General features: G+C 59.2%; 28 protein-coding genes. 14 read left to right on the top strand and 14 right to left on the bottom strand.

The window, feature by feature from the left end:
* The 4 genes from FPT12_RS12085 to fabI are packed head-to-tail and all read left to right on the top strand — an operon-like array spanning position 1 to position 4,521.
* Entirely contained in the window at positions 1 to 1,074 is a 1,074-nt protein-coding gene (locus tag FPT12_RS12085) for a microcin C ABC transporter permease YejB (protein ID WP_145016458.1), read from the top strand.
* A gap of 1 nt (position 1,075) precedes the next feature.
* On the top strand, positions 1,076 to 2,095 hold the full coding sequence (locus FPT12_RS12080; protein WP_054597120.1) for an ABC transporter permease: 1,020 nt from the start codon (positions 1,076 to 1,078) through the stop codon (positions 2,093 to 2,095).
* A gap of 1 nt (position 2,096) precedes the next feature.
* A complete protein-coding gene (locus tag FPT12_RS12075; protein WP_145016457.1) occupies positions 2,097 to 3,707 on the top strand; it encodes an ABC transporter ATP-binding protein in 1,611 nt (536 codons plus the stop codon).
* Between the two features lie 19 nt (positions 3,708 to 3,726).
* Positions 3,727 to 4,521, top strand: coding sequence for an enoyl-ACP reductase FabI (gene fabI / locus FPT12_RS12070; protein ID WP_145016456.1), 795 nt, complete (start codon positions 3,727 to 3,729; stop codon positions 4,519 to 4,521).
* Positions 4,522 to 4,590: 69 nt separating this feature from the next.
* On the opposite strand, the gene FPT12_RS12065 is transcribed toward fabI, so the two are convergent.
* The gene (locus FPT12_RS12065; protein ID WP_145016455.1) at positions 4,591 to 5,445 is read right to left on the bottom strand and encodes a LysR family transcriptional regulator; all 855 of its coding nucleotides are present in this window, start codon (positions 5,443 to 5,445) and stop codon (positions 4,591 to 4,593) included.
* A 114-nt stretch (positions 5,446 to 5,559) separates the two neighbouring features.
* On the opposite strand from FPT12_RS12065, the gene FPT12_RS12060 reads away from it, so the two are divergent.
* Positions 5,560 to 5,985, top strand: coding sequence for a VOC family protein (locus FPT12_RS12060; protein ID WP_145016454.1), 426 nt, complete (start codon positions 5,560 to 5,562; stop codon positions 5,983 to 5,985).
* Between the two features lie 19 nt (positions 5,986 to 6,004).
* Here the strand turns inward: FPT12_RS12060 and FPT12_RS12055 are convergent, their stop codons facing one another.
* Together FPT12_RS12055 and FPT12_RS12050 are read right to left on the bottom strand one after the other, a co-directional pair.
* A complete protein-coding gene (locus tag FPT12_RS12055; protein ID WP_145016453.1) occupies positions 6,005 to 8,173 on the bottom strand; it encodes a xanthine dehydrogenase family protein molybdopterin-binding subunit in 2,169 nt (722 codons plus the stop codon).
* A 2-nt stretch (positions 8,174 to 8,175) separates the two neighbouring features.
* Entirely contained in the window at positions 8,176 to 8,637 is a 462-nt protein-coding gene (locus tag FPT12_RS12050) for a (2Fe-2S)-binding protein (protein WP_145016569.1), read from the bottom strand.
* 282 nt (positions 8,638 to 8,919) lie between these two features.
* Here FPT12_RS12050 and FPT12_RS12045 point away from each other — a divergent pair, with 282 nt between their 5' ends.
* Entirely contained in the window at positions 8,920 to 9,423 is a 504-nt protein-coding gene (locus FPT12_RS12045) for a VOC family protein (protein WP_145016452.1), read from the top strand.
* A gap of 36 nt (positions 9,424 to 9,459) precedes the next feature.
* On the top strand, positions 9,460 to 10,293 hold the full coding sequence (locus FPT12_RS12040; RefSeq protein ID WP_145016451.1) for an AraC family transcriptional regulator: 834 nt from the start codon (positions 9,460 to 9,462) through the stop codon (positions 10,291 to 10,293).
* Between the two features lie 10 nt (positions 10,294 to 10,303).
* On the opposite strand, the gene FPT12_RS12035 is transcribed toward FPT12_RS12040, so the two are convergent.
* Positions 10,304 to 10,891 carry a LysE family translocator gene (locus FPT12_RS12035; protein ID WP_145016450.1) on the bottom strand — a complete coding sequence of 196 codons (588 nt, stop codon included), beginning with the start codon at positions 10,889 to 10,891 and terminating at the stop codon, positions 10,304 to 10,306.
* 278 nt (positions 10,892 to 11,169) lie between these two features.
* Between FPT12_RS12035 and FPT12_RS12030 the strand changes: the two genes are divergently transcribed.
* Entirely contained in the window at positions 11,170 to 11,454 is a 285-nt protein-coding gene (locus FPT12_RS12030) for a hypothetical protein (protein WP_145016449.1), read from the top strand.
* Between the two features lie 69 nt (positions 11,455 to 11,523).
* On the opposite strand, the gene FPT12_RS12025 is transcribed toward FPT12_RS12030, so the two are convergent.
* The gene (locus tag FPT12_RS12025; RefSeq protein ID WP_145016448.1) at positions 11,524 to 11,724 is read right to left on the bottom strand and encodes a hypothetical protein; all 201 of its coding nucleotides are present in this window, start codon (positions 11,722 to 11,724) and stop codon (positions 11,524 to 11,526) included.
* A gap of 194 nt (positions 11,725 to 11,918) precedes the next feature.
* Between FPT12_RS12025 and FPT12_RS12020 the strand changes: the two genes are divergently transcribed.
* On the top strand, positions 11,919 to 12,248 hold the full coding sequence (locus FPT12_RS12020) for a DHCW motif cupin fold protein (protein WP_145016447.1): 330 nt from the start codon (positions 11,919 to 11,921) through the stop codon (positions 12,246 to 12,248).
* 81 nt (positions 12,249 to 12,329) lie between these two features.
* Here FPT12_RS12020 and fabV read toward each other — a convergent pair whose 3' ends face one another.
* Complete coding sequence (fabV, locus tag FPT12_RS12015) at positions 12,330 to 13,526, bottom strand: enoyl-ACP reductase FabV (RefSeq protein ID WP_145016446.1); 1,197 nt, start codon at positions 13,524 to 13,526, stop codon at positions 12,330 to 12,332.
* Positions 13,527 to 13,819: 293 nt separating this feature from the next.
* On the opposite strand from fabV, the gene FPT12_RS12010 reads away from it, so the two are divergent.
* Positions 13,820 to 15,175, top strand: coding sequence for a hypothetical protein (locus tag FPT12_RS12010; protein ID WP_218570722.1), 1,356 nt, complete (start codon positions 13,820 to 13,822; stop codon positions 15,173 to 15,175).
* Positions 15,176 to 15,189: 14 nt separating this feature from the next.
* On the opposite strand, the gene FPT12_RS12005 is transcribed toward FPT12_RS12010, so the two are convergent.
* From FPT12_RS12005 to FPT12_RS11990, 4 genes are all read right to left on the bottom strand, one after another.
* Positions 15,190 to 15,525, bottom strand: a complete 336-nt coding sequence (locus tag FPT12_RS12005) for a hypothetical protein (RefSeq protein WP_145016445.1) — start codon at positions 15,523 to 15,525, stop codon at positions 15,190 to 15,192.
* 112 nt (positions 15,526 to 15,637) lie between these two features.
* Positions 15,638 to 16,027, bottom strand: coding sequence for a c-type cytochrome (locus FPT12_RS12000; protein ID WP_145016444.1), 390 nt, complete (start codon positions 16,025 to 16,027; stop codon positions 15,638 to 15,640).
* A 64-nt stretch (positions 16,028 to 16,091) separates the two neighbouring features.
* Complete coding sequence (locus FPT12_RS11995) at positions 16,092 to 17,090, bottom strand: LacI family DNA-binding transcriptional regulator (protein WP_145016443.1); 999 nt, start codon at positions 17,088 to 17,090, stop codon at positions 16,092 to 16,094.
* Between the two features lie 287 nt (positions 17,091 to 17,377).
* Complete coding sequence (locus FPT12_RS11990) at positions 17,378 to 18,283, bottom strand: LysR family transcriptional regulator (protein ID WP_145016442.1); 906 nt, start codon at positions 18,281 to 18,283, stop codon at positions 17,378 to 17,380.
* A gap of 217 nt (positions 18,284 to 18,500) precedes the next feature.
* Between FPT12_RS11990 and FPT12_RS11985 the strand changes: the two genes are divergently transcribed.
* Positions 18,501 to 19,298 carry a pirin family protein gene (locus FPT12_RS11985; RefSeq protein WP_145016441.1) on the top strand — a complete coding sequence of 266 codons (798 nt, stop codon included), beginning with the start codon at positions 18,501 to 18,503 and terminating at the stop codon, positions 19,296 to 19,298.
* A gap of 81 nt (positions 19,299 to 19,379) precedes the next feature.
* Here the strand turns inward: FPT12_RS11985 and FPT12_RS11980 are convergent, their stop codons facing one another.
* From FPT12_RS11980 to FPT12_RS11970, 3 genes are all read right to left on the bottom strand, one after another.
* A complete protein-coding gene (locus tag FPT12_RS11980; protein WP_145016440.1) occupies positions 19,380 to 19,784 on the bottom strand; it encodes a thioesterase family protein in 405 nt (134 codons plus the stop codon).
* A gap of 22 nt (positions 19,785 to 19,806) precedes the next feature.
* The gene (locus FPT12_RS11975; RefSeq protein WP_145016567.1) at positions 19,807 to 20,577 is read right to left on the bottom strand and encodes a phytanoyl-CoA dioxygenase family protein; all 771 of its coding nucleotides are present in this window, start codon (positions 20,575 to 20,577) and stop codon (positions 19,807 to 19,809) included.
* Between the two features lie 99 nt (positions 20,578 to 20,676).
* On the bottom strand, positions 20,677 to 21,297 hold the full coding sequence (locus FPT12_RS11970; RefSeq protein ID WP_145016566.1) for a cell wall hydrolase: 621 nt from the start codon (positions 21,295 to 21,297) through the stop codon (positions 20,677 to 20,679).
* Positions 21,298 to 21,527: 230 nt separating this feature from the next.
* Here FPT12_RS11970 and FPT12_RS11965 point away from each other — a divergent pair, with 230 nt between their 5' ends.
* From FPT12_RS11965 to FPT12_RS11955, 3 genes are all read left to right on the top strand, one after another.
* Positions 21,528 to 21,845, top strand: coding sequence for a DUF2388 domain-containing protein (locus FPT12_RS11965; RefSeq protein ID WP_145016439.1), 318 nt, complete (start codon positions 21,528 to 21,530; stop codon positions 21,843 to 21,845).
* 178 nt (positions 21,846 to 22,023) lie between these two features.
* A complete protein-coding gene (locus FPT12_RS11960) occupies positions 22,024 to 22,359 on the top strand; it encodes a DUF2388 domain-containing protein (protein ID WP_145016438.1) in 336 nt (111 codons plus the stop codon).
* Between the two features lie 115 nt (positions 22,360 to 22,474).
* Positions 22,475 to 24,238, top strand: a complete 1,764-nt coding sequence (locus tag FPT12_RS11955) for an L-lactate permease (RefSeq protein ID WP_145016437.1) — start codon at positions 22,475 to 22,477, stop codon at positions 24,236 to 24,238.
* 86 nt (positions 24,239 to 24,324) lie between these two features.
* On the opposite strand, the gene FPT12_RS11950 is transcribed toward FPT12_RS11955, so the two are convergent.
* The coding region (locus FPT12_RS11950) for an MATE family efflux transporter (RefSeq protein WP_145016436.1) at positions 24,325 to 25,483 on the bottom strand (1,159 nt) is incomplete at its 5' end.

The following is a 25,483-nucleotide window of genomic DNA, read 5'->3' as shown; positions in this document are numbered from 1 at the left end:
ATGCTGGCGTATATTTTTCGGCGACTGTTGCTGATCATTCCAACCCTGTTCGGCATTCTGCTGATCAACTTCGTGATCATCCAGGCCGCGCCCGGCGGCCCGGTGGAACAGATGATCGCCAAGCTCGAAGGTTTCGAAGGCGCTACCAGCCGCATTGCCGGCGGCGGTGCCGAAGTCTCGGTGGCTGGCTCCAGCTATCGCGGCGCCCAGGGCCTGGACCCGGCGCTGGTCAAGGAAATCGAGCACATGTACGGCTTCGACAAGTCGGCACCGGAACGCTTGTGGATCATGGTCAAGAACTACGCCACCCTGGATTTCGGCGACAGCTTCTTCCGTGACGCCAAGGTCATCGACCTGATCAAGGAAAAGCTACCGGTATCGATCTCCCTCGGGCTCTGGAGCACGCTGATCATGTACCTGGTGTCGATCCCGCTGGGGATCGCCAAGGCCACCCGGCACGGCAGCCACTTCGATGTCTGGACCAGTTCGGCGATCATCGTCGGTTACGCGATCCCGGCGTTTCTGTTTGCGATCCTGCTGATCGTGGTGTTTGCCGGCGGCAGCTACCTGGACTGGTTCCCCCTGCGCGGCCTGACCTCGAACAACTTCAGTGAATTGAGCTGGGCCGGCAAGATCCGCGATTACTTCTGGCACATAGCACTGCCAGTAACGGCGCTGGTGATCGGTAACTTCGCGACCATGACCCTGTTGACCAAAAACAGCTTCCTCGACGAGATCAACAAACAGTACGTCGTCACCGCCAAGGCCAAGGGCCTGACCCGGCATCGCGTGCTGTATGGCCATGTGTTCCGCAACGCCATGCTGCTGGTGATTGCCGGTTTCCCTTCGGCCTTCATCGGGATTTTCTTCACCGGTTCGTTGCTGGTGGAAGTGATCTTCTCGCTCGACGGCATGGGCCTGATGAGTTTCGAAGCGGCGATCAACCGTGACTACCCGGTGGTGTTCGGCACCCTGTTCATTTTCACCCTGCTGGGGCTGGTGGTGAAACTGATCGGCGACCTCACCTACACCCTGGTCGATCCACGGATCGACTTCGAACACCGGGAGCATTGAGATGAACCTGTCCCCTCTCAATCGCCGACGTTTCGAACGGTTCAAGGCCAACAAGCGCGGCTGGTGGTCGCTGTGGCTGTTTTTGATCCTGTTTGGTGCAAGCCTCGGTGCCGAGCTGATCGCCAACGACAAGCCGCTGGCGGTGCATTACGACGGCCAATGGTATTTCCCGGCACTCAAGCGTTACCCGGAAACCACCTTCGGCGGCGAATTCCCGCTGGAAGCCAACTACAAGAGCCCGTACATCCGCGAACTGCTCAAGGCCAAGGACGCCTGGACCTTGTGGGCGCCGATCCCGTTCAGCTACCAAAGCATCAACTACGACCTGAAAGTCCCGGCACCGGCACCGCCCTCGGCAGACAATCTGCTGGGCACCGACGATCAGGGCCGCGACGTGCTGGCGCGGGTGATTTACGGCTTCCGGGTGTCGGTGCTGTTTGCCCTGACGCTGACCATTCTGAGTTCGATCATCGGCGTGATTGCCGGCGCCTTGCAGGGTTTCTATGGCGGCTGGGTCGATCTGGCCGGGCAGCGCTTCCTGGAGATCTGGTCGGGTTTACCGGTGCTGTACCTGCTGATCATCCTCGCCAGTTTCGTGCAGCCAAACTTCTGGTGGCTGCTGGGGATCATGCTGCTGTTTTCGTGGATGAGCCTGGTCGACGTGGTCCGCGCCGAGTTCCTGCGTGGGCGTAACCTGGAATACGTACGCGCTGCCCGCGCGCTGGGCATGCAGAACGGCGCGATCATGTTCCAACACATCCTGCCCAACGCCATGGTCTCGACCATGACCTTCATGCCATTCATCCTCACGGGCGCCATCGGCACCCTGACCGCGCTGGACTTCCTCGGCTTCGGCCTGCCGGCAGGCAGTGCATCGCTGGGTGAACTGGTGGCTCAGGGCAAATCCAACCTGCAAGCGCCGTGGCTGGGAATGAGCGCCTTTGCGGTGCTGGCGCTGATGTTGAGTTTGCTGGTGTTTATCGGCGAGTCCGCTCGCGATGCCTTCGACCCGAGGAAGTGAAATGAATCAGGACAATCTGATCGAAGTGCGCAACCTCTCTGTCGAGTTTGTGGTCGGCGAAAGCGTGCAACGGGTGGTGGAAGGCGTCAGCTTCGACATCAAGCGCGGTGAAACCCTGGCACTGGTCGGCGAAAGCGGCTCGGGCAAGTCGGTGACGGCGCACTCGATCCTGCGCCTGCTGCCCTACCCCTTGGCGCGGCACCCCACCGGCACTATCACCTACTCCGGGCATGACCTGCTGTCGCTGAAAGAGAAAACCATCCGGCACATTCGTGGCAACCGGATTGCGATGATCTTTCAGGAGCCGATGACCTCGCTGAACCCGCTGCACTCGATCGAGAAACAGATCAACGAGGTGCTGGGCATTCACAAAGGCCTGACCGGCAAGGTCGCGACCCAGCGCACCCTGGAGCTGCTGGAACTGGTGGGGATTCCCGAGCCGCACAAACGGCTCAGGGCCCTGCCCCATGAGTTGTCCGGCGGCCAGCGTCAGCGCGTGATGATTGCCATGGCCCTGGCCAACGAACCGGAACTGCTGATCGCCGACGAACCGACCACCGCACTGGACGTGACGGTTCAGCTGAAAATCCTCGAACTGCTCAAGGAGCTGCAAGCCCGTCTGGGCATGGCGCTGCTGCTGATCAGCCACGATTTGAACCTGGTCCAAAGAGTCGCGCATCGCGTATGTGTCATGCAGAAGGGGTGCATCGTCGAACAGGCGTCGTGCGAGGAGTTGTTCCGCGCGCCGCAGCATCCTTACACCCGGGAGCTGCTGGCAGCGGAACCTCGTGGCAACCCGGCAACCAATGTCGTCGGCCCGCCACTGCTGCAAGTCGAGGACCTGAAAGTCTGGTTCCCGATCAAAAAAGGCTTTTTGCGCAACACCGTCGATTACGTCAAAGCGGTGGACGGAATCAACTTCAGCCTGCCTCAGGGACAGACCCTGGGCATCGTCGGCGAGAGTGGTTCGGGCAAGTCCACGCTGGGACTGGCGATTTTGCGGTTGATTGCCAGCAAAGGCGCGATCCGTTTTGAAGGCAAGTCGTTGGACTGCCTGTCGCAACAACAGGTAAGGCCGCTACGGCGGGAAATGCAGGTGGTGTTTCAGGACCCCTTCGGCAGCCTGAGCCCGCGGATGAGCGTGAGCCAGATCGTCGGCGAGGGCCTGCGGATACACCGGATCGGTACAGAGACCGAGCAGGAACTGGCGATTATCGCGGTACTCAAGGAAGTCGGTCTGGACCCGGCAACCCGGCACCGCTATCCCCACGAGTTTTCCGGCGGACAACGGCAGCGAATCGCCATTGCCCGAGCCCTGGTGCTGAAACCGGCGTTGATCTTGCTGGACGAGCCGACCTCGGCCCTCGACCGCACCGTGCAACGCCAAGTGGTTGAACTGCTGCGCTCACTGCAAAGCAAGTACAACCTGACGTATCTATTCATCAGCCATGACCTGGCGGTGGTTAAAGCGCTGAGTCACCAGTTGATGGTGATCAAGCACGGCCAAGTGGTCGAACAAGGTGACGCGCAAGGTATCTTTGCCGCACCGCAACATCCCTATACACAGCAGTTGCTGGAGGCCGCTTTCCTGGCACCAGCCACTGCGCAATAACCTGAAAGAGGAGCAACACATGGGTTTTCTCGCCGGTAAGCGCGTACTGATCGTCGGTGTCGCCAGCAAGCTGTCCATCGCATCCGGCATCGCTGCCGCCATGCATCGCGAGGGCGCTGAGCTTGCCTTCACTTATCAGAACGACAAACTCAAGGGTCGAGTCGAAGAGTTCGCACAAGGCTGGGGTTCGAGCCCTGAGCTGTGCTTTCCGTGCGACGTGGCCAGCGATGAAGAAATCGCCAGGGTTTTCGAAGCGCTGAGCAAAAAATGGGACGGCCTGGACTGCATCGTGCACTCCGTTGGCTTCGCTCCGGGCGACCAACTGGACGGCGACTTCACCGAAGCCACCACCCGTGAAGGTTTCCGCATCGCTCACGACATCAGCGCCTACAGCTTCGTGGCCCTGGCCAAAGCTGGCCGCGAGATGATGAAGGGCCGCAATGGCAGCCTGCTGACCCTGTCGTACCTGGGCGCCGAGCGCACCATGCCGAACTACAACGTGATGGGCATGGCCAAGGCGTCCCTGGAAGCTGGCGTACGTTACCTGGCCGGCTCCCTGGGCCCGGAAGGCACCCGCGTCAACGCCGTATCGGCTGGCCCGATCCGCACCCTGGCCGCTTCCGGGATCAAGAACTTCCGTAAAATGCTGGCCGCCAACGAAGCGCAAACACCGCTGCGTCGCAACGTCACCATTGACGAAGTCGGCAACGCCGGCGCCTTCCTGTGCTCGGACCTGGCCTCCGGCGTCAGCGGCGAAATCATGTACGTGGACGGTGGTTTCAACACCACCGCCATGGGCAACATCGAAGAGTAATGTTCGCGTTTTAACAAGAAACCCGCCGATTGGCGGGTTTTTTGTACCTTGTGCAAATCCTGTAGGAACCTAAACCAGGCATCGCGCAAACAACTGCTGGATCGGTTGTGTACGCTGGCTGTAGCGCTGCAACAGCACGATCTCCCGATAGAACGTCAGTTCGCCCAGCGAGATGATCCTGACCTTTGCGCCATAGTCCAGCCAAAGCCCCGCCTGGGGAATCAACGCCACGCCCAGCCCGCACTCGACCATTTTCACAATCGCTTCCAGCTCGTCCAGCTCCAGCGCGACTTTGACCTCAATCTGCTGCTCGCGCAGAAAGCGTGTCACCAGCCGTCCACCGAACGAGTTGCGGTCATAACGCACATGCGGGTGCGCGCTGAGCAGCGGCAACGGATCCTCACCTTCAAGGTCCAGCGGCACGATCAATACAAAAGGTTCCTGCCGGATCACCTGGGCAGACAGTTCCTTGGGCAGCTCAAAGGGTGGCTTGATCAGGATCGCCAGATCAAGCTCGCCGGCGTCGACCTGACTCAACAGGTTGAGTGACACGCCAGGCACCAGTTTCGGTTCGAGCAACGGCGCCTGCTGTCGCAAGCGCAGCAATGCCTGGGGCAGCAAACCGGTTTGGGCAGTCGCCACAGCACCGACTCTCAATTCGCCGCGAAACTCACTGACGTCGTCAATGACGGCCATGCGCTGAAAGGTTTCGAGGATTTCCCGGGCCATCGGCAACGCCCGTTGTCCCGCTGCGTTAAGGATGGCCTGACGGCCGGTGCGGTCGAACAGACGAATACCCAGCGCCTGCTCCAGGTTGCGCATTTGCGCGCTGACGGCTGACTGCGTAAGGCCAATGTGCATGCCGGCTGCGGCGAACGTGCCATAGCGAGTCACCGCGATGAAGGTTTTCAGTTCACGCAGCATGAGCGCCTCAATTGATCGATTTTATTTGAGCTGGAGGCAAAAATTATCGTCTTTTAATCAAAAATCACAAGACTAGAATCAGCTCAACTCTCCTGTCATCGAGGCTTGAACGTCATGCGTCTCTCCCCTTTTCATCTGGCCATCCCGGTATACGACCTTGCAGCCGCGCGGCTTTTCTATGGCCAGGTGTTCGGCCTGGACGAAGGACGTTCCAGCGAGCACTGGGTAGACTTCAACTTTTTCGGCCACCAATTGGTTATCCACGAACACCCGAAAACCGCCACCCAGGAATCCGCCCACACCAATGCCGTGGACGGTCACGACGTGCCGGTTCCACATTTTGGTGTGGTGCTGTCGATGGAGGCATGGGAGTCCCTGGCCGAACGGCTCACGTCGCTGGGCACGCGCTTCGTGATCGAACCCGGTATTCGCTTCAAAGGACTGGTAGGCGAACAGGCGACGATGTTTCTGTTCGACCCGTGCGGCAACGCGCTGGAGTTCAAGGCGTTCAAGGACATCGACCAGTTGTTCGCCAAGTAACCTTCAGCGCCGTTGCATCTCACACCCCCGCCAGTTGCAAGGGCAGTTCACGCAGACGTTGCCCCGTCAGGGCGAACACCGCATTGGCCACCGCCGGCGCTGTCGGTGGCACCCCGGTCTCGCCGATGCCGCCCGGTTTTTCAGTGCTGGGGACGATGTGCACCTCGACCACGGGCATTTCATTCAGGCGCAACACCTGAAAGTCATGGTAATTGGACTGCACCACTTTCCCGTCCTTGAAGGTCAGCTTGCTGTGCAAGGTGAACCCCAGGCCGAAGGTAATACCGGACTCCATTTGCGCGGCGATGCTCGCCGGGTTCACCGCAATCCCGCAATCGACTGCACAGACCACGCGGTGCACGCGAATCTTCAGGTTGTCCTGGGACACCTCGGCCACCTGCGCGACGTAACTGCCAAAAGACTCATGCACCGCCACGCCCAACGCATGCCCCGCAGGCAACGGCGCCTTCCAGTTGGCCTTCTCCACTGCCAGATTCAACACGCCCAGATGGCGCGGATGCTCCTTGAGCAAGGTCCGTCGGTATTCCACTGGATCCTTGCCGGCCGCCGTGGCCAGCTCATCGATCAATGACTCGACGACAAATGCCGTGTGGGTGTGCCCCACAGAGCGCATCCAGAGCACGCTGATGCCGGTTTTTGGCGAATGCAGGTCAACCAGATGGTTGGCCAGGCCCTTGATGTAGGGACTGTCGGCCACGCCTTCGACCGAGGTGGCATCGACGCCATTCTTGACCATCGTCGCTTCGAATGAGGTGCCGTCCATGATCGACTGCCCGACCAGTACGTGCTGCCAGGCCTGGGGCATGCCCTTGGCGTCCAGGCCTATGCGCGCCTTATGGAGGAACGCCGAGCGGTAGTAGCCACCGCGTATGTCGTCCTCCCGCGCCCAGACGGTTTTCACTGGCGCGCCGGCCGCTTTTGCAACTTGCACCGCTTCACTGACAAAGTCCGAGGTCGGATTGGCTCGACGGCCAAAACCGCCTCCGAGGAATTCGGTATGAATCTCGACCTGCTCGGGTTTGAGCCCGGTGATTTTCGCCGCGACCATTTGGTCCAGCGTCTGGAATTGGGTGCCGGTCCAGATCTCGCATTTGTCCGAGGTGATTTTTACCGTGCAGTTAAGCGGCTCCATTGGTGCATGGGCCAGGTAGGGAACGTTGTATTCAGCTTCTACAGTCTTCACTGCCTTGCTCAACGCAGCACTGATGTCGCCTGCCTGGCTGGCCGGAGTGCCGGGGATCGCGGCCAGTTTGCGGAAGTTTTGCAGCAAGACGTCGCTGTCCAGATCGGCATTGGGCCCCAGGTCCCAGTCGATTTTCAGCGCATCGCGACCGAGTTTCGCGGCCCAATAATGATCGGCCACCACGGCTATGCCCGTCGGCACCTGCACGACTTTATGCACGCCCGGCAGCGCCAGTGCCGCTGCGCCATCGAATGATTTGACACTGCCACCGAACACCGGCGAGCGCGCGACCATGGCCGTCAGCAACCCATCGAACTGCACGTCCATGCCGAATTTCGCCTGGCCGGTGATTTTTTCCGGGGTGTCCAGGCGCTTGGTCGGTTTGCCGATGATCTTCCAGTCTTTGGCCTCCTTGAGTTTGATCGACGCCGGATCCGGCGCCGGCAGTTGGCCCGCGTCATTGGCCAGCTCACCGTAAGTGGCGCGCTGATCGCCGGCGATCACCACGCCCGGTTCGGTTCGTACCTTTGAGGGTGCGACGTTGAAGCGCTTGGCGGCGGCCTCGATCAACATCAAGCGTGCGGCAGCGCCGGCCTGACGGTAGCGGTCGAATTCCATCCAGGTCGAGGTCGAGCCGCCGGTGATCTGCATGCCACCAAAGGCTGGCAGACCATAATCAGCTGCCGATGCCGGTGCATGCTCGACACGGATCTTCGTCCAGTCGGCGTCCAGTTCTTCAGCTATCAGCATGGTCAGGCCGGTCCAGATCCCCTGCCCCATTTCGGAGTGCCCCAACAGAATGGTCACGCTGCCATCGGGGGCGATGCGCAAAAAGGCGTTAGGGGCGAACACTGCGTCCGGCGTCGATGCAGCCTGCGCGAAGCGATTGCTCCCAGGAATGACAAACGCCACTACCAGGCCTGCACCGAGAACGGCAGTGCTTTTCAAAAAATCCCGTCGAGAAGTCTCGATCTTCGCGTTCATCGTCATGCCTCCCCGATTTGCGCAGCACGTTTGACCGCCGCACGAATACGCGGATAGGTCCCGCACCGACAGATATTGCCCGACAGCGCCTGATCGATATCACTGTCGCTCGGCGACGGGATTTTCGCCAGCAAGGCTGCCGCTGACATGATCTGCCCCGACTGACAGTAACCGCATTGCACCACGTCGATCTCGGCCCAGGCACGTTGTACCGGATGCGAACCGTCGCTCGACAAGCCTTCGATAGTGAGGATTTTTTGCCCGTTGGCGACGGCTGCCGCCGGAGTGATGCAGGAGCGCAACGGCGCGCCGTCGACATGCACCGTGCAGGCACCGCACTGGGCCATGCCGCAGCCGAACTTGGTACCGGTCAAATGCACGACATCGCGCAACACCCACAACAGCGGCATGTCGCCGGGGACTTCCAGGGATTGGTCTTTGCCATTGATATTGAGCGTCAGCACGGCAGCCTCCTCAGTCACTCACGATGTCCTTTCATGGCGTCACTGTGGCAACGACTGCCTACGCGCGCCTCGGTTTATCCATTGAGCTAAGCGCAATTTTCCCGAAGCCTTGAATTGCACGACCACCGGTCACAAAAAAGGGCTTCGCCGACCAGGAAGAACGCTCGAAAACGCAGACTCCACATACAAATACTCTTGCCTTGTCGATTGACGGCGACTCCGGACGACCACCGGCTGACTACGCTAATAGTCCAGCCTGATCATTCCTGGAGGAGAACCTTCATGTCGCGCATTCAGAAACTCACGCCCTGCCTGTGGTTCGACGATCAGGCCGAAGCCGCTGCACAGTTCTACTGTTCGGTGTTCGAACACTCGACCATTACCGCCATCACTCACTATGGCAAAGCCGGTTTCGAACTCCATGGCCGGCCCGAGGGTTCGGTGATGACCGTCAGTTTCGTACTCGATGGCCAGACCTTTACCGCACTGAATGGCGGCCCGGTGTTTCGCTTTAACGAGGCCGTTTCGTTCCAGGTCAACTGCCATACCCAGTATGAAATCGACCATTTCTGGAATGCGCTGTCTGCCGGTGGTGACAAACAGGCCCAGCAATGCGGCTGGCTCAAGGACAAGTTCGGCCTGTCCTGGCAAATCGTGCCCGTCGTGATGATGGAAATGATGACCGACAGAGACACCGCCAAATCCCAGCGCGTCATGCAGGCGATGTTGCAGATGAAGAAACTCGACATCGCCACACTCCAGCGAGCCTTTAACGACGAGAGCTAATACACTCCCCACTGGATTGCCAAAGGACGCTCGCAGATGAAATACGCCATTGCCAAAGATGCCGACAAGGCCCCACGCTTCTGGCGCGATGACGCACTGCCCTTCATCGAAGCGCGCTCCATCGCCGACGGCCGCGAAGTCTGCTACGCCCGACATTCCCACGAGCACTTTTCCATCGGTGCGATCACCGCCGGGCGCAGCACCTATCTCTATGAGCAGTCGGTGTTTGAAGTCGGCAGCGGCACCGTGGTGCTGATGAACCCCGGCGATGTCCATGCCTGCAATCCGATTGACGATCAACCGTGGTCCTATCGCATGCTGTATATCGATACGCCGTGGCTGACCGATCTTCAGCATCAATTGGGATTCAGCGCAGAATTGGGCTTTCGGCGCTTTTCAACCACCCACTGCGACGATGCCGAGCTGTTTAGCCGGCTTAATCAGTTGTATGACGTCCTGCTCGACGAACAGCTGGAGACGCTGCAAAAACACAGTGCCGCTGTAGCGTTTTTTACTGAAGTGCAGCAAATGCTCAATCCGGCTGAATTGAGCGTTCGCGAACCCAACCTCAAGCTGGAGCGAGCGGCCGAGTACATCCGCGACAACTGCACCCTGTCGCTGAAACTCGAAGATATCTGCGAGGCGGCAGATTTGTCGGCGTCGTACCTGATCCGCGCTTTCAAGCAGCATTACGGCATGACGCCCCACGCGTTTTTGGTCAACCATCGCATCCAGTTCGCCCGCAGCCAACTGCGTCGGGGCAAGTTGATTGCCGACGTGGCGCTGGAAGCCGGGTTCTCTGATCAGGCACATTTTCAGCGAGCGTTCAAACAGCATTTAGCCGCGACGCCGGGGCAGTATCGCGGTTGAAGCCCGAGATTTATGGCAACAGCAAGTAACCCGCACTCACCGCCAGCAACGACGCCATGAACCGGTTAAACAACCGCATACCGCCGGCATTGCTCAGGTACTGTCGCAGAAAGGTCCCGGCATAGGCCCAGCAGGCCACCGACAGATAGCAGACCACCAGATACACCGCCGCAAACTGCCAGACCAGTTGCGCCTCGCCATCGGCAACAAAAGCCCCCATCCCCGCGGCACAGGCCAGCCAGGCTTTCGGGTTCAGCCATTGCATGAGCGCGCCGTAGAACATCGTCGGCGCCTGCCCTGAATCACCCGCACTGAGCCGACCATCGTCAGTGGCGAGCTTCCAGGCCATGAACAGCAGAAACGCCACCCCGAACAACTGCACCGCACGCGTCAGCGAAGGCCAGAGCTGCAGCAATTCATGCAGGCCCAACCCCATCAACACCAGCAACAGCACAAACCCCAGCGTCGCACCCGCCACATGCCGTTGGCTGGCGCGAAAGCCGTACTGCGCGCCGGAGCTCAGTGCAACGATGTTCACCGGCCCTGGGGTGATCGACGACGCCAGCGCAAACGCGGCCATGGAAATGATCAGACTCATTGCACACCTTCTTCAATAACTTCGGGACACCCCGGCGCTTAAAGTAGGAGAACGCTGATAGGCCTGTATTGAAGAAAAACACCCCCGTGCAGTCCTCGACATTTCAAATCGAACGCGTCGGTCACCCGGGTGTCATTAATAGTAATGGGATCGCGGTCTCTGACCCTCCTCACACCGTTGAACGGGCTGCGAGTCCAGACAGAAGAGCAGAGTCACCGATAGGGATATGGCAAGTGACCCGTGCGCTACGCCGAAATCATTGCGAAGGAGATCCACCGATGGTGACTCACTATAAGACTGCCGGGCATCTGGCCTGCGGCCGCCATGGCAGCAATCTCACGTCTACGACTGAATTTGCCCGCGTCAAATGCCGCAGCTGCCGTAATACCGATGCGTTCAAGGACGCCCGAAAAGACGCTCGCAACGCAGCACGCCGAGCGGCCCGTAGAGCCAAAGTCGCACATGCCGCGATTGACTGGCGCGCGTCCTGGATCAAAAGACTCAGCGAGATGCCGGGCAAGCAACGGCTCCCACGGGGATTCAGTGGCCAGCCCTACGTTTAGAGTTGTGAAGGCAGCTGGATCAGTACGCCGATGATTGCCATCGGCGTATCCGGTTTGCACATTGCCGAATCAGTCGTGCTGAAGCAGCCCCGAACTGTATTGATTAAAATTGTTGCCGATCGCGCTACCGCCAAAGCTCATCTTGTTGGCGCTACGGCCGTCGAATTGATGGCAATCCTCTGAAAAACAACTGCTGGTTGTCACGCCAGAGCACGCGCTCAACAACAACGTGCCGGCGATCAAGAATGCTTTGACGAGGTTCAACTTCATTTTTCCGTTCCCCTTGGCTGGAAGCGAGGCGATGCACGATCCGAGATAACCATCCTACGCCGCCGGATCACCAGAAACATAATGAAACATCACAACCTGACAGCAAGGGTTCAGCGCCTGGAGAGGCGCCATCCATTGACAACCCACCTCCAGCTGGGTAAATCGGTTCTTTCTCCTGACTTCAAGAGCTCGCCATGGATATAGCAGCCATCCCGTTCGGCACCACCGACTGGTCGACCATCGAACCCACCGTCCACGCCGGCGAACGCGGCAGCGCCTATTGGCGCACCCAGCAGTTCGGCGCAATTCGCGTCCGAATGATCGAATACACCGCCGGTTATCTGGCAGACCACTGGTGCTCAAAGGGCCACATCCTGCTGTGCCTCGAAGGCGAACTGCACACCGAGCTCGAAGATGGCCGCCAGTTCGTGCTGAAACCCGGCATGAGCTACCAGGTGGCGGATAACGCTGAGCCTCACAGATCGTCGACGCTGACGGGAGCGAAGCTGTTTGTGGTTGATTGACCTCGCGTCGCTAGGCTGAAAACAAAAGGGGCGGACTTATTTGAAAAATAAATCCGCCCCCTTCTTTCCTACTCTTGAGACTTAAGCCTGGACCAGGTTGGAGATCTTGACGTCCGGATCGACGTCAGCCTCGTAGTCCACCCCTTCGATCCCGAAGCCGAACAGGCGCAGGAACTCCGCCTTGTAACCGGCAAAGTCGGTGAGTTCGTAAAGGTTGTCATTGCTGACCTGATCCCAGAGTTGCTTGACGCGGTCCTGGACTTCAGGCGCCAGCTCCTTGTAATCCGCGCGCAGACGCCCTTCTTCGTCCATGACAGGAGGATGGCCGAACAAGCTGTCTTTGTAGAGCGCGTAGACCTGCTCGATGCACCCTTCGTGTGTGCCCTGCTCTTTCATGACCTTGAACAACAAGGACAGATACAGCGGCATGATCGGGATCGCCGAACTGGCCTGGGTCACTACCGCTTTCAATACCGAAACCCGTGCATCGCCGCCCAGGTCCGCCAATTGCTCGCGAATCTTCAGGACTTTCTGGTCCAGGTCTTTCTTGGCCGCGCCAATCGAGCCATTCCAGTAAATGTCGTGGGTCAGCTTTTCGCCCAGGTAGGTGAATGCAGTGGTTTTCGCCCCCTCGGCCAGAACGCCCGCTTCGTGCAGGGCGTCGATCCACATCTGCCAGTCTTCGCCACCCATGACCTTGACCGTACCGTCGATTTCTTCCTGGGTCGCTTCGGCCAAGGTGGTCACGTTGACCTCTTCCTTGTCGGTGTTCAGGCCGCGCTGGGTCACCGACTTGCCGATCGGCTTGAGCGTCGAGCTGTAGACTTCACCGGTTTTCGGATCGGTACGACGCGGTGCGGCGAGGCTGTAGACCACCAGGTCGATCTTGCCCAGGTCGCGCTTGATGGTCTCGATGGTCAGGCGCTTGACTTCATCGGAGAACGCATCACCGTTGATGCTCTTGGCGTAGAGGCCTTCCGATTCGGCGAACGTATGGAACGCCGCGGTGTTGTACCAGCCGGCGGTGCCGAGTTTGCCCTCGACACTTTCACGCTCGAAGAACACGCCCAGTGTCTTGGCGCCGCAACCAAAGGCCGCCGTGATGCGCGCAGCAAGTCCGTAGCCGGTCGATGCACCCAGCACCAGGACATTTTTTGGCCCATCGGTGATCTGTCCTTGCGCACGGACGTAGTCGATCTGATTCTTGACGTTGGCTTTGCAGCCAGTGGGGTGGGTAGTCACACAAACAAAACCACGAACGCGCGGTTTAACGATCATAAATATCTCCCTCTTCCAAGATGCCGAGAGCCAACACTGGCTATAAAAGTCATAGACGCTGGGAAAACGGAAGCGTCACGGTGGCGGGCCGATTCATTGACCTCACTCTCCGGGCCTGTCGCGAATCCAGCGCATACCCTCGATGATTTGGGCTGCCGTTTCCAGTCCGAAATTGGCGTTATTCAAAAACAGCCTAACAGGCGCCGGTGACATTCTGGACGAACCCGTTTCCATTGCTAGCGTAATCCGTAGAAACACCTCAGATCGTCAGGAGCAGTCCGGTGAACAGGCCCATGGAAGAGCTTTATGGCGGTAGGCGCAGGACTTATCTGTTCAAAGAGTCGCACCTGAGACCACGGCAACGGGCCCTGCTTCTGGCGCTGATTCTGTTGTTCATCAACGGTGTCGGTCGGTTGTTCATGGTGGAAGTGGTCGGGCTTGATGGCGCAATCCTCCATCTTGTGGTGGTCCTCACCGCCTTCGCCACGGTGATCTGTGGCGCCCCACTCATCATGTTCCTGAGCCTGGGCTGGTTTACCCGCTACAGCGAATTCCAGAACAGCTTGAAGGGCGGTGCCCTGGCGGCCTATCTGCAACGCTTCTGGTCGACCAGCCTCATCCATTCACTCCAGGACGAAGGAAAACTGGGTCAGAACAGTTCAGTCGATGATTGGCGAGCCTGCTCCGACAAGAACCCGGAACTGTGCGAGCGTTTGTTTGCGCGGATCTACCATGAGCAATATGGATTGGTGCCGTTTATTGTGCCTTTCATCATTCTCTTGTTGGTGGCTTATGCCGCAGCCGCCTTGGTCGCCTCCAATTATGTCATCCCCAACTGCGACGACACGCTTAAAGTGGCGTGCGTGTACAAGCTCGGGATTCCACTGCTGGTCAGCTCGCTGGCGGGGGCTTTCATGTTTGTCGTGAGCGACTCCGTCCTCAGTATCCGCCGCAAATCACTGAACATTTCCGATGTGTATTGGTACTCCCTGCGCCTGTTTCTGGCCATTCCGCTGGCAATGGTGATCATGAATGCCGGCGGTGGAGATGGCCCGCATATCGTCACCGCCTTTGCTTTGGGGACCTTGCCGATAGATCCGCTGATGAAGATCGTACGAAGACTGGGTTTTCCCCAACTCACCGATCAGGACAAGAGGGACGGCAGTTCAGACAAGTTGCTTGTCCTTGAAGGCGTGACCCTGCCGGTGGTTGCGACGCTGGAATCAGAGGGTATCAACTCGATCGAGCAGGTGGCTGCGGCGGATCCGGTATTGCTTTCAATCCGCAGCGGATTCCCCTTCAGGTTCACCTTGCGCCTGGGCTCCCAGGCTATTGTACGGCGCCATCTCGGGGAAAACGCGGCCAGGCTACTTCCGGTGGGGCTGGCAGATGTCGTTCCGATTTTCCTGCTGGTGCGGGCACTCGATACCCCAGCGCTGCCAACCGGGGATTCCCCCGACAAGTACGACGGACCGTTTCCGCGGATCGAGACGCCCGATGCGGTCGTCCAGAACGCGGCCACCCGCCTTTTCCCCGATGACAATGACATGCAACGTCAGGCCATCATCCGAATGAAATTTCGTCAAATTGCCGCCGAAGAATATACGGTGATGCTGGCACGGATAACGCCGCCCGATACCGGGTTGTAACTATAGGGCGACCGTCATTTACGCGCCAACTTATACCTGACGCACTCGTCATAGAAACTTTGTCGGACAGCCTCGGGCTTGAACCTGGATTTACTGTCGTAGGTTTGTTCGGTGATGCCCATGGCCATCATTCGCATCCAGCCCTTGCTGAACTTGTAAGCCTGGATCTTCTGGCGAGCGGCATACAGCGAGACCCCGGACAGCTTGAGTTCCTGGGCCCTTGCCGCAGTACCCGCGCCCCAACTGCACATAAACCGATCATTGGGCATCAACTCTCTTGCCTGGACAGAGACCGCAATGCTCGCCAGTACCAGCGAGATCGGCACGATCAATACATTGCGCATTTGCATTCCGCCTAACCACCTGAAAATAAAGTGATTCTGGCGGCAATTTTGAGGCCTCGGGGCCAGCAAAATGCCTTCTGTCAGGCTTTATGGGGATGGTTTTTGCCGAGGGTACGGATTATTGCGGCTGAAATGTCTGAAGGTAGGCCAACAGGTTTTCGATCTTTTCCGGATCGCTGATCCCCCAGAAAATCATCCGGGTTCCGGGGACTACTTTTTTTGGCGCTTCGATGTAGGCGGCCAGCGTTTCGCGGGTCCAGACCACGCCTGATGATTTCATCGCGGTAGAGTACTGGTAGTCCGTTGTGCTGCCGGCAGGGCGCCCAAAAATGCCATTGAGCTGCGGACCAAAAGAACCTCGGGCTGAATCGCCCACTTGATGGCAACCGCCGCATATTCGGTTAAAGAGTTTCCCACCCGCTTCAGCATTGCCGGCCGCTTCTGTCGGAGTGCTGAATATGCCTGTATTGAGTATCAAGGCGACGGTTAGTACTGCGGCTTTCTTCAAGTTCTGCTCCTCATCGGGTATTGCCTACAGCTTTAAAGAACTACAGCTTGCTCTGTGGCCGCTATTACCAGGATTTACGCTCCACGAGGGGGCATGAAACCCTGTGAATAGAGGGTTCATTCCTGCTTTCGATCAAGTGCTGAGCGGCACGCCGGCCCATTTCGTAATACGGGAGTTGCACGGTGCTCAGCGGTGGATAGAACAACTCGGCAACGCCGATCATATTGTCGTAGCCAAGCACGGCCACATCGGCGGGAATCCGCAGGCCACGACTGAGCAGGTATTGATAAGCGACCAACGCAATCCGGTCGTTGCCACAAATAAGCAGATCGAAGGTCGGCTTTCCATCCGACTCACGCAATTGCTGCTCCAGTGCTACAACCGTCTCCTCATAGGCGTCATCGGTCGACAGGTTGTATTGGGGAACACTGTTCAGGGGGACACCGCCCTCTGCGAGGGCGCGAACCAATCCCTGCTGGCGCAACTCCCAGGCGAGACTGCTTTGCGGCAGGTTGATGCACAACGGATGCTGGTAGCCACGCTTCAGTGCTTGCCGCACGGCCTGGTACTGACCGTCTTCGTCATCGGGTACGTAACAGGCCACGCCTGGCTCTGAACTCATGCAGTTGCTGAGTACCAGCGGCAGGCTGCGGAGCACCTGGGGAATCTCGACGGTACGAAGCTGCATGGCGCTGAAGATGATCCCGTCGGGCTGATGCGACAGCATCAGGTCGATGGTTTGCTGACTCGGCGGAGCCTCGAACACGTTGAGAATAAAGACGTTCCAGCCGTTTTCTCGGGCCGTGCGCTCCATTGAAAGCAGCATTTCTACGGCGAAGGGGGTTGTCGCGGTATCCAGCGCGAAGACTCCAATGGTCTTGCCACTGGAGTGACCGCCACGGATCTTGCGCGCAGAAAGGCTGGGGACGTATCCGAGGGCCTCGACCGCTTGACGAACTTTCGCCAGCGTTTCCTGGTTCAGCTTTTCCGGGGTATTGAGCGCCCTGGAAACGGTCATGAGGGAAACCCCCGCCAGCCGTGCGACATCTTTAACTGAAGCCATTCGCGGGTGCCATTGCTTGTCTGGTCGGGCATCATGTCATGCTTGGCAAAAGCATGACAACACGATGCCGGCAGCGTGCGGCACGAACGGTCTATCAGGGGTGTTCAGAGCTGAAGATCGGCCAGGTTCCAGGCCGAAGCCGGCCCAAACACCCCTACCCCGTTGACCGAAAAAGCGCTGATCGCGAGGCTGTCGGGCCGTGGATAAATCCGGCTGCTCAAGCTATAGGCACCGTCGTCTGGTTCTAGGAGCCCTCAAGGGCTAAACCGACACTGCAACGCTTGATATCACTCGCCTTCAGCCAGCGCGTCCTCCCGTAAATGCTTGATGAGCTGGTCGACGAAAACACTGACCGCACGCGGCACCTGCCGACGGCTGGGATAGACAATGTGCAAGCCGTTGTTGAAACGCCCGTGCTCGGGCAAAACCTGAGTCAGTCGCCCGACCTGCAAACTCTCACGCAAGATCGCCATCGGTAACAGGCAAATGCCCAAGCCAGCAATAGCCGCCTTGAGCTGTGCCTGGGCGGTGTTGGCACTAAACCGGCCCGTCACCTCGACACTGACGGAACCTTGTGGCCCGTCGAGATTCCAGGCAGTGCGCGGCGCCTGCCTGGAGCGTCGAATACATTCGTGCATCGACAGGGCCTGCAGCGTGTCCGGCGTGCCGTGAGCCTGTAAATAATCGGGGCTGGCCGCCAACACCTGGCTTCCGGTGCCAACCCTTCGCGCGACCAGGCTGGAATCCGGTAATTCACCGGCTCTGATGGCGACATCGATCCCTTTGTCGATCAGATCGTCCCGGCTATCGCTGAGCAGAAAGTCCAACTGCACGCCAGGGTACTGGTGAAAGAATTCCGCGACCCAGTCCATCAGATAAACGTCGAAAAAATCGGCGGGGGCCGCAACCCGCACGGCACCGCTCGGTTCCTGGCTCTCCCCTGCCAAATGGCGAGCCGCCTCTATCACCTCATTGACCTGCGTTGCACTGCGATCGTGCAAGGATCGTCCTGCCTCGGTCAGCACCAGCTTACGGGTGGAGCGCTGCAACAAACGCACCCCCAAATGCTCTTCCAGCTGACTGACCCGGCGACTGAGGGTATTGGCCGGCATGCCCATGCGGCGCGCTGCGCTGGCAAAACTGCCCGCCTGCACCACCTGGACAAACATCGCAACTTCATTGAGATCCAGCACCGCATTACTTCCATAAATGGACGAGTCAAAGCCGATTATAACCACTTATCAAGGTATCACTGGCTGGATACGCTGGAATCCACGTCAAACCATTCAAGGGTGCTACATGACACTTTCAACAACGAGATTGAGTCCCCTCGCCTCTCCTCGAGTACCTGACTCGCGCAAAATCAACCTGCGCACCCGTGGTCATGGGCACGGCCCGATTGTTCGGCTCATGAGTCCCTCGGACCTGGGCCAGTTACTCAAGCCGTTTGTGTTTCTCGACCTGTTCGCCGCGGATGCCTCGTTCATTGGCCACATGCCGCTGCATCCCCATTCGGGGATCGCGACCATTACCGTGATCACTGAAGGCAACCTGCGCTTTGACGATCCGGACTCAGGCTCCGGATTCATTGGCTACGGTGGAGTCGAATGGATGCGCGCAGGCGCGGGTGTCTGGCATGGTAAAGAGATGTCTGCCGGCACCTCGGCGCGGATCCAGGGGTTTCAGCTGTGGATCGCGCTACCCGCCGACCTGGAAAACGCACCTGTCGACAGTCAGTACCTGGAAGCATCCGCCATCCCGGAGGTTGGACCGGCCCGCGTCATTCTGGGTAACTATCAGGGTATCCGCAGCCCTGTGCGCGCGCCCTCAGGTGTGAATTATTTGTTGGTCACCCTGGCCGCAGGTCAAACCTGGGAGTACCAGCCACCGTCCGGGCACGAGGTTCTTTGGCTCAGCGTCAGTCGGGGTGCGGTGCATTCGCCGGAGCTTATCCAGGTGGGAGAACTCGTCGCCTTCACGCCAGGTAACGGTGCGTTGAAACTTGAGGCCGGGGATAAGCAAGACGCGGTATTTGTGCTGGGGTCGGCGATTCCTCACCCGCACGACCTGAAGATGGGCAGCTACTCCGTGCACACCAGCCTGGAGGCGTTGAAAGCCGGAGAGGCAAAGATTGCGGAGCTGGGCAAACGTCTACAAGCAGAGTCCGTGCAGAGGTCCGGATCGGGTTCAGTGCCAATCTACAAATGACGCCACCTGGAGTGTGATCATCCCGCTCTGCACACTGTCGCGATCAGAACACCCGCTGCGCAAAAACCGCAGCAAGGATGCTCATGAAAGCAGCGCCCTCAGCGCTGCTGGCATGGCTACAACCTCCTTGGTTTCGGGTGAGATACACACGTGAGTGACATTGGCGGTGAAAGACAATGTGTCACTGTCGAGAAAGCCCTCGACTGAAAAAGTGAAGGAGTGAGTCCCTAGTTTCTCCACGCTGACCTTAATGCTCAACTCGTCGTCCCACGTCAAAGGCCTTAGCAGCTCCAATGACATGGCGCGCACCGGAGGCAATATATCGAACCCCATCAGCGTTCTGAGTCCGGGCGCTCCCAGCCATCTATCAAGCGCCGTATAAATGGCTTCCACTGCAAAATATGAAAATCGCGGGGTGTAAACCACACCTGCCGGGTCGCAATCTCCAAATAGAATGGTTCTGCTGACGAAAACCGCTTTAGGCATCAGTCTGTTCTTCCTTGAATTGTCAGTCGTATTCCGCTTCCTGATGCTCCCCCAACAGGCGCCGTTGACGCGGTGTCGCGGCGGCCAGCACGCTGGGGTTGAAGCGCCAGTGCAGGTAAGGCGAGAACTTCTGTGCCACCATTCGCCGGCCGTAGTGTACCTGCAACAGGTAGCGCATGCGGTCGGGGGTTCGGTTGTCGCTACCGGCGTGCCACAGCTCACTGCGAAACATCAGCGCGTCCCCGGCCCGACACAGCACTGGCTTCGCGATACAGCCATGCCACTGGTTTTCGCCGCGAGCAGGCGCGCGTCCGGCTCGGTGGCTACCGGGAATCACCCGAGTGGGACTGAGGTCGGCATCGATATCGTCGAGATAGAGTTGTGCGGTGCAGATCTGCATCGGCAACTCGAAGGCCGGATCGGCCAGCAGGCTTCGCGGCAGTTCCATCACCAGGTAATCCAGGTGCAATGGAGCGCCGATGAAGCCAGGATGGCAGCGCCAGGCGGTCTGGCCAATGATGTGACAATCGTCTCCCAGAGCCGCTTCGGCCAGTTCGATGATCCCGTTCAGGTCGAGAAACGGCAGCCAAAACGGGTTGCGGTTGAACACGCACTTGTAATGCTCAAGCAAGCCGCTGTAGTCCCAGTGCTCGGGATTCAGGCCATCTATTGCATGGCGCAGCGCGCTGATTTGGGCGCTATCCAGCACGCCGGGCAGCACCACGAAACCGTCCTGATGCAAGGCTTGAAGGCGATTGGCAGTCAGTGATGACAAGCGCTCGGTGGTGTCCATGTTGCGCACCCGGGGAAATGCCGATAACTCCCACTCATACTGGCACTGCGCGGGGGGCTTCGCCACGTTTGCATCCTGACGGAGTCTGAGCGAACGCGTCTATCGTGCGGTACCGTCGTGAGGCTTATAGAAGACAAATTTTCGGGTCTCGGCGGTCTTGATGTATTCCCTGGCCCATTCGGGTTTCACGTGTTTACTATGGAAATACATGGCGCCATGGGTGCGGTCCGTGAGTTGGTGATTGAGCGCTTTTCGCGCTATTTCCGTGGCAGCTGCATAGGGAGCGTCTTCGTCGGCATGATCCGAACGTCGATCACACCACCACGAAAACTGGCAGGCATGCTTTTGCGAACCTTGCTTGACCACCTCGCACACCGTACCTGGAAAACCTTCATGGCCGAGCCGGTTCAACACAACATTGGCGACAGCTTCCATGTCGGCCAATTCCCCACCTTTGGCCTCCCAGAAAATAGTGCGTGAAAGGCAGGTAATTGCGTCCTTCAAAGGTGCTTTGCCTGCCGGATCGACCGCCTGCGCTTCAGAGGGCGTGATCGTCTCGGTCTTGGACACAGGTGCCACACTGCCTTTTTCTGCAGTCTTCTGCTCCAGGACTTGCGCCTTGTCCACCGCCACCGCCTTGTTTTCCACTTGGTCTGCCGCGCTCGCCTGCCCGCCGAAAAGGGCTATCGCGAGGCAGGTGGCTATCCAGATCAGGCGCATGGTCGAACCTTCTTGCCGAGTCATGTTGGCGACTCCGCTTATTGCGGTCGACACCGCAGCAATCCAATCATTCCAACAGACTGACAGCAGGTAACCATTTCAGCTGCGTATGTCCACTCACCCTTCTGGTTTGCGTGTAGATATGCCGACAACGGGGAACTCCTGCCTGCCGCCACACCTCCAAATTCAGGTAGTACATCCGTTGCTTCATCCATTCGGAGGACGCCGTCATGCGTCGCACACTTGTCATCACTTCGCTAATCCTTTGTCTGCCCTTTGGTTCGGCCTTTGCCCGTGTGGATGCACGCGATGTCGCCACCTCGGCAGGTGTTTCCGCATCCCTTTACTCAACGTTCAAGGACCATAAACTGGTCGTTTCTGCCCGCGATGACGCTTCCAGCTTCGTGGCGAGTGGAGGTGCCATTCGCGGTGCTTATCTGGAGTCGGAGTTGCAACAGATTCGACGCGAGCACCCAGAGCTCAAGGCCAGCGACGAAGATCTGGCTCAAGCAATTCTCTTTCAATCCGAGGCACCTGCTGATCACTAGAGGCATACGCACGTCAGTGACAGGCCTTGGGGTTCACCGGGATGATGACGTTGGCCAAACGTCCAGGTCCTCGGCCTCTGTGCTGACGTGCACCACCGACCAGGAACTCCTGTCCGACACCGCGGATCAAAAAACATAAGACCGGTCATTCAGGCCTCATGTTTTCGGAGGACTCGCCATGCGACGTATATTCCTCATTCCATTGCTGGTGCTTTGCCTGCCCTTCGGCTCGGCCATGGCCCACAGGCGCCATTACCCCGATATTGATGCGCGCGATGTGGCGACGTCGGCAGGGATTTCCGTGTCGCTGTACTCGACGTTCAGAGACGACAAAATCGTCACGCCAGCCCGCGAAGACCTCTCCAGCTTCGTCGCGAGTGGCGGCGCCATTCGCGACGCCAATCTGGAGTCGATATTGATGCAGGCTCGACACGATCATCCTGGCCTCCAGGCGAGTGACGAAGAGCTGGCCCAAGCGCTGCTTGTTCAAGATCAGCTGCCTGCCGGTCACTAGAGTTCTATGCACGTCAGCGGCGGGCCAACCGGCCCGCCGCGCATTGCCACCTATACTCAATTTCACCTCCCCCCTCGGGGCCTGCACTGCCAACAATAAGAAGCAGAGGTGGAACATGGTCTGGCAGCAAGTCTACGATCCCTTCGGTAACCCGCTGGTCTCGACCCTCATGGCGGCGTTGCCGGTGGTGGTGATGCTCACGTCCCTGGCGTTTTTCCATCTCAAGGCGCATATCGCAGCCTTGCTGGCGCTGAGCACGGCCTTGCTGATCGCCATCTTCGCCTTCGGCATGCCGGCGAACATGGCCGGTTCCGCCGCGCTGTTAGGCGCCGCCACCGGCCTGCTACCGATTGGCTGGATCGTGCTCAACATCATCTTCCTGCATCGGCTGACCACCGAGAACGGCTCGTTCAAAGTCCTGCAGGATTCCCTCGCGCGCATCACCGACGATCGTCGATTGCAATTGCTGCTGATCGCCTTTTGTTTCGGCGCCTTCTTCGAAGGCGCGGCGGGGTTCGGCACGCCGGTGGCGGTGACCGGGGCTATTCTGATCGGGCTGGGTTTCTCGCCCCTGGCCGCGTCCGGCCTGGCGTTGATTGCCAACACCGCGCCAGTGGCGTTCGGGGCCTTGGGCACCCCCATCATCACCTTGGCCAAGGTCACCGGGCTGGATGAAATGGAACTGTCGATGATGGTCGGCCGGCAGCTGCCGTTCTTCTCGGTGCTCGTGCCGTTCTGGTTGATCTGGGCCTTCGCCGGTTGGCGCAAGATGCTGGAAATCTGGCCGGCGATTCTGGTGGCCGGGGTCAGCTTCGCAGTGCCGCAGTTCCTCGTGTCCAACTACCATGGGCCGATGCTGGTGGACGTGATTGCCGCACTGATTTCCATGGCCTGCCTGACCGCTTTTCTCAAGGTCTGGAAACCCGCCCGCGTGCACACCTCCGCCGCCTTGTCGGGGCGAGTCGACGACTCGAAAATAGACGAGTCGCGGGACGAAAAACCGCTGGCCAGCACAACCTTTGCCAGCGATGCCCGGCCCGCTGTCATGCGCGCGTGGATGCCCTGGATCATCCTCACGGTCTTCGTCTTTGCCTGGGGCACTCAAGGCTTCAAAAACATGTTCGACACCCGTCCGGCCATGGACCCGCAAACCCACTCGGCCAAGCTCGATCCGCAGGGTAAGCCGGTGAGCGAGGCGAACCCGATCTTCGCACCGGCCCTGACCTTCACTACGCTGCACTTGCAGGTCGAGAAGGTTCCACCCGTGGTGCCGCAACCGAAGCCTGAGGAAGCGATCTACAAATTCACCTGGTTCACCAGCACCGGCAGCGGCATCTTGCTGGCGGCGATCTTCGGCGGGCTGCTGATGGGTTATTCCATCCCGCAACTGATGAGCCAATACCTGCGAACGCTGTGGGTGGTGCGCTATTCGCTGATTACCATCGCGGCCATGCTCGCCCTCGGCTTCATCACCCGCTATTCCGGCCTGGACGCGACCATGGGCCTGGCCTTCGCCGCCACCGGGATCTTCTACCCCATGTTCGGCACCCTGCTCGGCTGGCTCGGCGTTGCCTTGACCGGCTCGGACACCGCGTCCAACGTACTGTTCGGCGGCTTGCAACGAGTAACTTCGGAACAACTGGGCATCAGCCCGATCTTGATGGCCGCCGCCAACAGTTCCGGCGGGGTCATGGGCAAGATGGTCGACGCCCAGTCGATCGTGGTGGCCTCCACCGCCACCCGCTGGTACGGGCATGAAGGGGAAATCCTGCGCTATGTGTTTTTCCACTCCATCGTGCTGGCGATACTGGTCGGTGGGCTGGTCACGTTGCAGGCGTATGTGGTGCCGTTCAGCCATTTGGTGGTCGGCGGCCATTGATCGACACGAGGCGGGTTGTTTTCCTTTAGCCCCATGCCCGGGTTCTTCGTTCGGGCATGGAGCGTGGCGGTCAGCATCGCGCGCTCTTACACCAGCCGCTCGATCTTCTGATGCTGCCAGATGATGGTGTAATACGCCGTCTGCAACATCAGCATCCCCAGATAAGCCAGCGGAAACGCCATCCATACCCCTTGCAATCCGAACCGCGCATCCAATAAATACGCCATCGGCAATTGCACCCCGACCACGCACACGATCGCAATCGCCACCGGCACCATCACCGTGCCGCTGGCGCGCATGATGCCGCCGATGACCGCCTGGAAGCCGAACACCAGCAGGCTCCAGAGCATGATGTGCAACAGGTGTTCAGCCATGGCCCGGGTGGACGGATCGGTGAGGAACAACCCCAGCAACCAGTGCGACAGCAAATACCCCAGCACTATCAGCCCGCCGGTCAGCCATATGTTGATCAACAGCCCGGTGCGCAGGATCGGCCCGATCCGCTCGATGCGCCCTGCCCCGATGGCCTGGGCGCCGAGGATCGACGCCGTGATCGCAATCGACAGCGCCGGGAACTGCACGTAATTGACGATCTGCGTCACCGCCCCGTACGCCGCCGTCGCCTGGGAACCGTGCTGGTTGACCAGCGCCAGAATCACCAGCTCCGACAGCGACAGCACCACCATCTGCAACCCCGTGGGCAGGCCGATGCGCAGCACTTTGCCGAGGATCTCCAGGTCCAGCCGCATCGCCGCAAAAAACGCCCGATCCGGCGCCAACGGATGGCCCTTGCGAATCAACCGCCACGCCAGCCAGGCCATCGCCGACAAGTTACCCGCCAACCCGGCAAACGCCGCACTCTGAATGCCCATCTGCGGCAGCCCGAACCAACCGCGAATCAACGCCGGCGTCAGCGCCAGCCCGATACACGTCGACACCAGCAACGCCACCAGTGGCGACAGCGTATCGCTGACCCCACGCAACAACTGGGTAAACAGCACATAAACCAACAGCGACGGCAGGGTCCACATCATCACATGCGCATACGCCACCGCATCGTCCAGCACATCCGCCGGCGTCCCCAACCCCTGCAACGCCGGCCGCGCAAACACACTGCCCACCACCGCCGCCACCAAGCCGATCATTGCCCCCAACAGCAGCGTCGTCCCGGCAATCGCCTTGACCATCTGCGGCTCCCGCGCCCCCCACGCCCTGCCCCTTATACACATCTGACGCCGCCGACGA

This window comes from Pseudomonas sp. H3(2019), assembly GCF_007713465.1.
In the GTDB taxonomy this organism is placed as follows: domain Bacteria; phylum Pseudomonadota; class Gammaproteobacteria; order Pseudomonadales; family Pseudomonadaceae; genus Aquipseudomonas.
Note: the sequence above shows the minus strand (reverse complement) of the source record. Positions and strands in the feature narration are given on the sequence as shown.